General features: G+C 72.9%; 7 protein-coding genes. 3 read left to right on the top strand and 4 right to left on the bottom strand.

The window, feature by feature from the left end; genetic code table 11:
• Window positions 1-208: 208 nt before the first annotated feature.
• From CH341_RS23065 to CH341_RS23075, 3 genes are all read right to left on the bottom strand, one after another.
• On the bottom strand, window positions 209-2353 hold the full coding sequence (locus CH341_RS23065) for an SGNH/GDSL hydrolase family protein (RefSeq protein ID WP_210208560.1): 2145 nt from the start codon (window positions 2351-2353) through the stop codon (window positions 209-211).
• A 117-nt stretch (window positions 2354-2470) separates the two neighbouring features.
• Window positions 2471-3751: a M28 family peptidase gene (locus CH341_RS23070; RefSeq protein ID WP_170149770.1), complete on the bottom strand. Its 1281-nt coding sequence runs from the start codon at window positions 3749-3751 to the stop codon at window positions 2471-2473.
• Window positions 3748-4704, bottom strand: coding sequence for a Bug family tripartite tricarboxylate transporter substrate binding protein (locus CH341_RS23075; protein ID WP_111421339.1), 957 nt, complete (start codon window positions 4702-4704; stop codon window positions 3748-3750). The genes CH341_RS23070 and CH341_RS23075 overlap by 4 nt, the downstream gene beginning before the upstream one ends.
• Before the next feature lie 157 nt (window positions 4705-4861).
• On the opposite strand from CH341_RS23075, the gene CH341_RS23080 reads away from it, so the two are divergent.
• The 3 genes from CH341_RS23080 (at window position 4862) to CH341_RS23090 (ending at window position 8952) form a co-directional block, all read left to right on the top strand.
• The gene (locus CH341_RS23080; RefSeq protein ID WP_111421340.1) at window positions 4862-5830 is read left to right on the top strand and encodes a LysR substrate-binding domain-containing protein; all 969 of its coding nucleotides are present in this window, start codon (window positions 4862-4864) and stop codon (window positions 5828-5830) included.
• Between the two features lie 126 nt (window positions 5831-5956).
• Window positions 5957-7369 (top strand): FAD-dependent oxidoreductase, encoded by a 1413-nt coding sequence (locus CH341_RS23085; RefSeq protein WP_245431211.1) that lies wholly within the window; start codon window positions 5957-5959, stop codon window positions 7367-7369.
• 2 nt (window positions 7370-7371) lie between these two features.
• Entirely contained in the window at window positions 7372-8952 is a 1581-nt protein-coding gene (locus CH341_RS23090) for a hypothetical protein (RefSeq protein WP_111421342.1), read from the top strand.
• Between the two features lie 7 nt (window positions 8953-8959).
• On the opposite strand, the gene CH341_RS23095 is transcribed toward CH341_RS23090, so the two are convergent.
• Window positions 8960-10073, bottom strand: a 1114-nt coding sequence (locus CH341_RS23095) for a YihY/virulence factor BrkB family protein (RefSeq protein WP_210208562.1), incomplete at its 5' end; no start/stop codon positions are given.

Below are 10073 nucleotides of genomic sequence, written 5' to 3' on the forward strand. Positions count from 1 at the left end.
ATGGCCGGCCGGAGGGAGGCCGCACGCTCCGTGCGCAGAGCGGACCGGCGGTCCGCCCGCCGACATGTCGGGGGTGCGTTCTCGGGGGTACGATGGTTCTAGCTGTGGTCCGGGTCGCGCGACGAGGCAAGCCCCGGCGCGCGCAAGGCGGTTTTGCAGGAGCCGCCATGCGGCCGGAGAATGGCCGCGGCTGTCCGCGGGCGGTGGCTCACCGCGGCGGCTGGCCGGAGCCCGCCGTCTGCGGCACCGCCTCGGGAGCGGGGGCCGGAAGGGCGGCCGGCAGCGGCTCGGCGACGATCGCCGTGTCGGGCTGCGGCAGCCGCAGCACCGTGCGGGCCGCCGGCAGGGCGGCGTCGGCCATGGCGGCGTGGCCCTCGGCGGTCGGATGGATGGCGCCGCCATACACGGCCGAGAGCACGCCCCAGGTGGCGTCGTGCAGGTCGCTCGGCTGCATGGTCGCCGAGACGCCCTCCGGGAACGTCATGGCGGCGAAGTAGCTGTCGTTGGCGGTGCGGATCCAGCGCGCCCGCGGCGCATAGGCGCGGAACTCGCTCGGCCGCGCCCCGCAGGCGAGCGGCGCCGTGGCGCCCTCCACCGGGCTCGCCGGGAAGCTGGTGCCGGCGGTCGAGAAGCACTCCTGGTCGAACGCGGGGTCGTCGGTCGAGCGGGCGCAGAAGCCGTGGTCGGCGAAGATGCCCTGATGGCCGTCGACGAAGGTCATGCGGTCGTGCGCCGGGTCGGCGCAGGCGCCGCCGGCCGTGCAGGTGGCGAGCGCCTTCAGGCGCGGGAAGAACCGGGCCTGGACGAACTGCGACACCGGGGCGAGCCGCCGGGCGTCGACCCCGAAGGCCGGGTGGATGTCGAAGCCGTCGCGGCTGGTCGGGCAGGCGCCGCCCGCCGGGCTCAGCGCCGGGTGGCCGTAGGAGACGTAGACGACCCGGTCGAGGCTGCCGCCGACCAGCGGCTTCAGCGCCGCCCGCAGGCGGCGGAAGCTGGTCGGCAGGGGGCCGTCGAGGGCGGCCTGGGCCCCCTCGATGCTGCCGATCACGCCGGCCTGGCGAAACAGCGAGCGTTCGCTCGAGGCCTCGATGATCACGTCGGCGACGAGGCCGGAGAAGTCGATGTCGTTCGCGCCGACGGTGAGGAACACCAGGTCGAGGCCGCGCTCCGGATGGGTCTTCTGCGCCCTGGCGAGGAGGTCGCGGAGCTGCGCGAGCTGGCCCGGCACCTGGCGCGGGCAGTCGGCGGCGCCGCTGGTGCCGCAGTTCAGCTCGCGCGCCGGCTGGCCGGCGAACAACCCGGCCTCGATGGTGGCGCCCGTGCAGGCGAGCGGCAGGAAGGTGACGGCGATGCGCGGGTTCTCGACCGCCAGCGCCAGCGCGGCGCGCAGCTGGTAGCCGTACAGCGAGCGGTGGCAGGGCGCGCTCATCCAGCGCGCCGAGAGCCGCGACCAGTCGGCGCGGTCGCCCTCGGTGCCGCGGCCGGAGGCCGAGTCGCAGGCCTTGTCGCCCTTGAAGCCCTGGCGGCCGGGGCGGAAGAACTCGTTGCGGCCGCCGCCGCCGAAGCGGCGGAAGCAGAAGCCCTCGTCGGACAGCACCACGGGCCGGTCGGGATTGCCCTCGCCGGCGGCGATCGAGTCGCCCAGCCCGGCGATCAGCATGTCGTGGACGAGGATCTCGGTGGTGGCGCGGCGCACCGGCTGGCCCGGCACCGCGATGTCGACCACCGCCATGGTCGGCTTGCCGTAGACGGCGCGCAGGTTCACCGGCTCGCCGCAGGCGGCGGTGACGCTGCGCGGCAGGCTGTCGCCGTCCTCGAAGGTCCAGGCGCACTGGGCCGCGGGGTCGACCGGGCCGGAGAGCTTCGCCTCGATCCGGTGGTCGGCGGGATTGAGATAGGATTCGCGCACGCCGTCGCGCAGGCACTCGTCGACGACGCGGCCGGCCGTGTCGGTGCACAGCCGCACCACCGTGTCGCGCGCCCAGCCGCGCCCGCCGGTGTCGCCGGCGAGCGTCTGCTCGGCCGCCAGCACCGAGCGGCCGCGCGTCACCGCCGCATGGCGCAGGAAGTCGCGCTCGTCGCGAAACAGGCGGAAGCGGTTGCGGACCTGCCAGTCGATGCCGACGCCCTCGGCCGGTTCCGGCGGCAGGGGAGGCGGCGCCGGGACCGCCTCGGGAGCGTCCGGCGCGGCATTCGGGCCGGGATGGACGACGATCGCCGGCACGCCCGGCACGCCGGGTGCGCGGGACTGGAGCGGCGTTTGGCTCGGGGCCTGGGCAGCGGCCGGTCCGGCCGCCATGGCCGCCACCATTGTCGCCAGGACCACCGCCACCGTTCCGTCGCGCCACGCCATCGTCGGGTTCTCCCGCCGGCGCTGGATCGCGGCCGGTTCTGCCCCTCGTTCTATACCGCGGCGCGGCGACAACAGGGCGAAACCGTGACGGCGGCGGGCCGGACCGTCACGAGCCGGTCAGCGCACGGCCAGCGCCGCCAGGGTCGCTGCGTCGGCCGCCATGGCCCGCTCGACCAGGGCCGCTGCGGTCCGGACAGCGGCGGCGAGCTCCTCGGGCCGCACGAGGTCGCGCCGGTCGCGGCCCGTGAGCAGCAGGCGCAGTGCGCTGTCCGGGGCGTCGAAGCCGGCGATCAGCCGCAGCGCCGGAATCCCGTGCGCGGCGAAATTGGCGTGGTCGGAGTTCGGCATCGCCGGCAGGTGGGTGGCGAGCGCCAGCCCCTCCTCGGCCGCGACCGCGCGGACGAACCGGTCGAGCGCCGGAAAGTCCGAGGTCAGCGCGGTGAGGTGCGGGGCGCCGCCGACCGAGTCGAGATTGACGTCGAGCCGCATGCGGGCCCGCTCGTCGGCCGGCAGCGCGGCGAGCCATTGCCGCGAGCCGGCGAGCCCCCATTCCTCCGCCGAGGTGAGGCAGACGCGCAAGCCGTGGGAAAAAGCGGCGGCGCGCGGGGCGAGCCGCCGGGCGACCGCCAGCGCGACGGCGACGCCGGTGGCGTTGTCGATGGCGCTCTCGCCGTGCGGATGGCCGTCCACATGGGCGCTGAGCACGACGAGGTCCGGCCCGCGGCCCGGCAGGTCGAGGGTGAGGATGCGGGTCCGCCCGGCGACGTCCTCCCCGTCGATCACGATGCGGGCGATCGGCCGTCGGCCGTCCGGGCCGGCCGCGAGGGCGGTCGCCGCCGCGGTGTCGATGCCGAGCGCCGGGATGCCGGGCCCGCCGTCGCGGCCGCTCGATCCCGACACCGGGCCGGCCTCCGGCTCCGGATGGGCGATCAGGAACCCGACCGCGCCCAGGCGCTGCGCCAGGCCGAGCTTGACGCGCCGGTGCACGTGGCCGGTGGAGAACGGGTATTCGTGGCGGACCAGGACGATCCGGTCGCGAACGGAGTCCGCGTGGCGATCGAAATCGTCGGGCCGGCCGCGGCCGAGGTCGATCACCTCGGCCTCGATTCCGGCGGTCGCCGCGGTGCCGAGCAGCGGCGTGCAGGCGAGCGCCCTGCCGCTGCCGAGGTCGATCAGCCGGGCGTCGCGGCAGTGCCAGCCCGCGTACGCCACCGGCCAGGCATGCGGCGCCGGCGTGCCGGCCGAATCGGCGATGTCGGTGAGGCGGCCGAGCGCCCAGTCGAGCGCCGCCTGCTCGCCGGGCGAGCCGGCGACCCGACCGCCGAACCCGCACAGCGTCTCGAAGTCGGCCCACAGGGCGCGGTCGACGACACCCGGCGTCGTGACGGCCGCCGTCACGGCACCACCACGCCGATGCTGCGGACGATCTCGGCCCAGCGCGCCGTCTCGCTCTCCAGCAGGGCGTGGAACTCCTCCGGCGACCTGGTCGACGGGGCGACGCCGAGCGGCTCGAGCTTCGTCGCGAAATCGGGCGTGGCCAACACGGCCGCGAGCTCCTGGTGGAGCCGCGTGACGATCTCGGCCGGCACGCCGGCCGGCGCCAGGATGCCCCACCAATGCTCGACCACCAGATCGATGCCGCTCTCCTTGAAGGTCGGGATGGCCGGGCGCGACGGCAGCCGCGTCTCGCTGGCGATGGCGAGCGCCCGGATGCCGCCGCCGTCCAGCATCGCGCTGGCGGTGGCGAGCGTCGTGAAGGCCGACTGCACATGGCCGGCGAACAGGTCGTTGATGGCCGGGCCGGCGCCGCGGAACGGCACGTGCACGAGCTTGGTGCCGGTGCGCACCTGGAACAGCTCGGCGGTGAGATGCGTCGTGCTGCCGATGCCGCCGGAGGCGATCGTCACCGTGTCGGGGCTCGCCTTGGCGAGCGCCACCAGATCCGGCGCCGTCTGCGCCTTCAAGCCGGCATTGACGAACAGCACCATCGAGGTGGTGCCGATCAGCCCCACCGGAGTGAAGTCGCGCACCGGGTGATAGGGCACACCCTTCTGGATCGCCGGCACGATGGTGTGCGGCATGTCGGCGAGCAGCAGCGTGTAGCCGTCGGGGGCCGCCTTGGCGACGATCTCGGTGCCGATCCGGCTGCCGGCGCCGGCCCGGTTGTCGATGACGACCTGCTGGCCGAGCGAGCGCGACAGCCGCTCGGCGAGCAGCCGGCCGAGCACGTCGGAGCTGCCGCCCGCCGCATACGGCACCACCAGGGTGATCGGACGGCTGGGATAGGGCTGCGCCGCCGCGCCCGTCGTCATCAGCGCCAGGCCGAGAACGGCCGCCCATTTCGCCATCATGAAACGTCTCCGCAGGTCGAGGATCGATGGTCGAGCGCTATCGAGAAGCCGGACTTGTGGCAAAGCGAAATGGGCAGCAACAGCCGTCGCCGCGACGCAAATGTTGTGCAGCGAAAATGCGGTCAAATCCGGCCCGGAGATGCTATAAGCCTGCCTTATGGATTTCGAGCTCCGTCACCTTGAGGCGTTCCGGGCCGTGGCCGAGACCCGGTCGATGACCGCGGCGGCGCGCCTGCTCGGCGTGTCGCAGCCGGCGGTCAGCAGCCTGATCGCCCGGTTCGAGCAGCAGATCGGCCTGCCGCTGTTCCGGCGCACCGGCACCGGCCTGGAGCCGACCGCCGAGGCGCTGCAGCTGGTCGACGAGGTCGCCCCGGTGCTGGCCGACTTCGACCACGTCCGGCAGGCCATCCACGACATCCGCGACGGCCGCTCGGGGCGGCTGATGATCGCGGCGCAGCCGCTGGTCGGCCTGGCGCTGCTGCCGGCCGTGCTGGCCGGCTTCGCCCGCGCGCATCCGCGGGTGTCGTTCAAGGTGCTGACCAACACGTCCGAGCTGGTGCGGCATCTGCTGTCCGGGCACGCCTACGATCTCGGCATCGCCGACGTGCGGCTCGACGCCCAGGCCGCCATGCTGGCGAACGTCGCGGCGCCCTGCGTCTGCGTGCTGCCGGCCGAGCACCGGCTCGCCTCCTACGCGATGCTGACGCCGACGCTGCTCGACGGCGAGCCGTTCGTCACCAGCTTCCGGGAGCGCGAGATCCACCACCGTATCGGCCGCGCCTTCGCCGACGCCGGCGCGCAGTGGAACGTCGTCGCCGAGGTCGACTTTTTCGCCGTCGCCTGCGGCATGGTGGCGAACGGCATGGGCGTCACGATCGTCGACCCGTTCACGGCGGCCCAGGCGGCCCAGGCGGCACACGTGCCGCAAGGCGCGCCGGCGCCGCAAGGCGCGCAGTCGGCCGTCGCGGTGCGGGCCTTCGCGCCGGCGCTCGACTATCGCTTCGCCCTCTACCATCCGTTGCATCGTCCGCCGTCGACCGTGACGCGCGCCTTCGTGCGGACGTTCCTGGCCGCCGTGCGCGCCGTCGACGGCGTCACCGTCTCGGGCCGCGATCCCGAGGGGTGATGGCCTTTTCGCCCGCGGCGTCGTATCGGGACGCGGGGAGGCGGCCGTGCGGATCATGATCGCGACGGAGGGGACGACGGCTGCGCGATGCGTCGCGCCGGGTCGTCGGGGGAGCATGCCGTGACCATGCTGCCCGACCGTGTCGGCATCGTCGGCGCCGGGCCGGCGGGCCTGACCGCGGCCTATGCGCTCGCCAGGCGCGGCGTCGCCGTCGAGGTGTTCGACGCGCTCGACGCGGTCGGCGGGATGGCGCGCTCGCTGACCCTGTGGGGCCAGACCGTCGATCTCGGCCCGCACCGCTTCTTCAGCACCGACCCGCGCGTCAACGCGCTGTGGCTGGAGGCCGTGGACGGCCGCTACGACATGGTCGACCGGCTGACCCGCATCTACTACCGCGGCACGTTCTTCGACTACCCGCTCAAGCCCGGCAATGCGTTGCGCGGGCTGGGCCTCGCCGAGGCGGCGCGCTGCGTGCTCAGCTACGGGCGCGCGGCCGTGGCGCCGCGGCGCGACGAGACCAGCTTCGAGGGCTGGGTGGTGAACCGCTTCGGCCGCCGGCTGTTCGAGATCTTCTTCCAGTCCTACAGCGAGAAGCTGTGGGGCATTCCGTGCGACCGGCTCGACGCCGATTTCGCCGCGCAGCGCATCCGCAAGCTGTCGCTGTTCGAGGCCGTCAAGGCGGCCCTGGCGGGCGGCGGCGAGACGCACAAGACGCTGGTCGACCGCTTCGCCTATCCGCACGGCGGCGCCGGCCAGGTCTACGAGCAGATGGCCGAGGCGGTGCGGCGTCTCGGAGGTCACATCCATCTCGGCCGCAAGGTGGCGCGCATCGACCTCGCGGGACGGCCCGTGATCGAGCTGGAGGGCGGCGACCGCCGCAGCTTCTGCCACGTCGTCTCGTCGATGCCGATCACCAGGCTGGTCGAGACTCTCGATCCGCCCGACGAGGTCCGCGCCAGCGCGCGGCGGCTGACCTTCCGCAACACCATCCTGGTCTATCTCGAGGTGGACGGCGCCGACCTGTTCCAGGACCAGTGGGTCTATGTCCACGAGCCGGCGCTGCGCACCGGGCGCATCACCAATTTCCGCAACTGGCTGCCGAGCCTGTGCGGCGACAGCCCGAACAGCATCCTGTGCCTCGAATACTGGTGCGACGACCGGGACGCGCTGTGGACGACGCCGTCCGAGACGCTGTCGGCGCTCGCCGCCGACGAGCTGCGCCGCACCGGGCTGGTCGGCGACCGGGCCGTGCGCAACGCCCATGTGGTGAGGCTGGCGCGCAGCTATCCGGTCTATGCGCGCGGCTACAAGGCCGAGGTCGCGACGCTGTCGGCCTGGCTGTCGCGCTTCGAGACGCTCTCGGTGGTCGGCCGCTACGGCGCCTTCAAGTACAACAACCAGGACCACAGCATCCTGATGGGCCTGCTCGCCGCCGAGAACATCTGCGGCCTCGCCCGCCACGACCTGTGGGCCGTCAATGCCGACGACGAGTACCAGGAAGCCAGCGTCATCACCGCGACGGGCCTGGAGAAGCGCTGACGATGCGCAGCCTCGGAGGGCTTTCGACCGACCGCTCCATGGTCCTCGGCGCGCTCGCGGTGTTTCTCCTGATCGCGGTCGGCGCGATCCTGCTGGTGCCGCCCAACATGGACGAGGTGCTGCCGTTCCATGCGCTCGCCTGCCGCATCCATCCGGCCGCGGTGCTGAACACGTTCCGCGAGCCCTGCGACGGCACCTATGTGCTGCACGGCCCGTTCGGCCTCGCGATCATGCGCTCCTACGCCTATGTCGGCGGGCTCAGTGCGGTGCTGTACGCGCCGTTCCACGCGGTGTGGCCCGGTATCACGACGCAGTATCTGGTCGGGCTGGGCTGGCTCGTGCTGTTCGCCGCGCTGCTCGCCGGCTCGGCGCGCCGGCCGCTGCTGGCGTTCTGCCTCGCGCTGGCGTTCTTTCCGTTCGTCCTTCAGTTGGTGCACGACACCGGGCCGATCCGCGTCTCCGCCGTCGCCTTCGCCGGCTCGGCCGTGCTGGTGCGGCGCTTCGCCGGTCGAGGCGTGTCCCTGCAGATCGCGGGCGGGGCGGTCGCCGGACTGCTGTTCGCGCTCGCCCTCGAAGACAAGCCGTTCCTGGTCTATCTGCTGATCCCGGCCGCGTTCTTCGCCGTCGCGGCGCTCGCCGACGACCCGGCCGGAAGCGAGAGCGGGCTTCGGATTGCGCTCGGCTCGCTCGCCCTGCGGCTGCGCCGGGCAGGGCCGTTCGCGGTGGCCGCGGCCGCCGTGCTGGCGGTCGGCGGCGCGCTCGTCCTGTTCGCCCGGACGGCCGACGGCGCGTTCTATCTCGATCATCTCGCCCGGACCCGCGTCGCGTTTACGCTGCGGGACGTGCGCGACGCCGTGCTGCTCTATCTGACCGCCTGGCTGTCCTTCGCGCATCGCGTCTACGACCTGCCGTCGCCCAGCATCGTGACGGCGATGAAGTTTTCGACGGTGGCGTTCTACGCGGCCTGCGTCGCCGCCGCGGCCGTACATGTCGGGCGCACGATCCTGACGCTGCGCCTGGTGCTGCTGCTCGCCTCGATCGTCTCGATGATCGCCGTGTTCCTGCTCACCCGCAACGTCTGGGCCGGGCACCACGTCGTCTTCGTCTTCATCCCGGCGATCGTGATCCTGTCCGATCTGATCGCGGCGCTGCCGCGGCGCGCCGCGACGGGCCTGGTGGCCGGCTTCTGTCTGCTCAACGCCGCCACGGCCGTGATCGTGTTCGCCAAGACCCCGCGGGTCGACTCGGCCTGGGAGCGCGACCGGATCCTGGCCGTTCTGAACGCCGAGGCGGGCGGGACCGCGATCGTCAATCATTCGGCCTGGGGCATCTACTACGTCCACGCCCTCTATGCGCCGAGGGACGCGCTCGTCGTCTACACCGAGCCGCTGGTCGCGACGGACGCCGCGGCGATCCTGGAGCTGTCGAAGCGCACCGGGCGCCGCACCCTGTATCAGACCTGCCGCGGTCCGGACTGCACGGCGTCCGCCCTCGACGCCGTGTTCGGCGGCGCCGTGAGGTTCGAGGAGGTGCCGCTGCAGACCCGCGACTGGCGGCTGTTCCGCGCCGCCGTCGGATCCTGACGCGTCGTCAGGCCGCGGTCTCGCCGAGCCGGGTGCCGAGGCCCCGCGTCTTCGGCACCTCGGGATCCTGGCATTCCAGCTCGGCGTCGAGCTCGGCGCCGACCAGGATCACGATCGACGAGATCCAGATCCAGGTCATGAAGCCGATGGCGGCGCCGAGCGTGCCGTAGGTCTGGTTGAAGCTGCCGAAGTTGGACGCGTACCAGGAGAACGCCACCGAGGCGACGAGCCAGGCGAGCGACGAGAAGGCGCTGCCCCAGGAAATCCAGCGCCACCGCGCCGTCGTCCGGCTGGGGCCGAACCGGTAGACCACGGCGAGCGCGAAGGCGAGCACCAGCAGCAGCACCGGCCAGCGGCCCCATTGCAGCGCCGCGGCCATGGTATTGTCGAGCCCGACATAGCTGAACAGGATCGGCAGCACGACGACGGCGCCGAGCGCGATCAGGATGAACACGAGGCCGGCCAGCGTGAAGGCCAGCGAGGTGAGATTGAGGCGGAAGAAGCCGCGCTTCTCGTCCTCGTCGTAGACGATGTTGAGCGCGTCGAAGATCGCCTTCATGCCGGCATTGGCGCTCCACAGCGCGGCGCCGACGCTGATCAGGAAGGCGACGCCGAGGCTGGAGCGGCCCTGTTCGGCGAGCCGCCCGAGCTGGCCGCCGATCACCTCGAGGGCGCCGCCGGGCAGCACGTTGGAGAGCGCGTCGAGCTGCTCGGTCAGCGAGCGCGGATCGGTGAACAGGCCGTAGATCGAGACCAGCGCCGCGATTGCCGGAAACAGCGCCAGCAGCGCGAAGAAGGTGACGCCACCGGCGATCGAGGTGACGCGATCCTCGGAGATGCGCCGATAGACGCCCTTGAGCACCGCCCACCAGCCGCGCTTCGGCGCGGCGGCGCGCTGTCGCGACGGCGCGAGCGCGTCCGCATCGTCATCATCGGGGAGGGGATCGGTGCGGCGGCCGAAACCGGCGGCCAGCAGGGCGGCCGAGAGGCCGAGCACCAGAAGGGGCGATCCGTCGGAGCGGGGCGAGGGTGGTTTCATCGAAGCCGTGGGACCGGAGGGACGAAGCCGGCCGGCGAAGATCTCGGCGAGCTCCTCGTCGCCGTGGGCCCGCGTCGCGATG

The sequence above is a fragment of the Rhodoplanes roseus genome (assembly GCF_003258865.1).
In the GTDB taxonomy this organism is placed as follows: Bacteria; Pseudomonadota; Alphaproteobacteria; order Rhizobiales; family Xanthobacteraceae; genus Rhodoplanes; species Rhodoplanes roseus.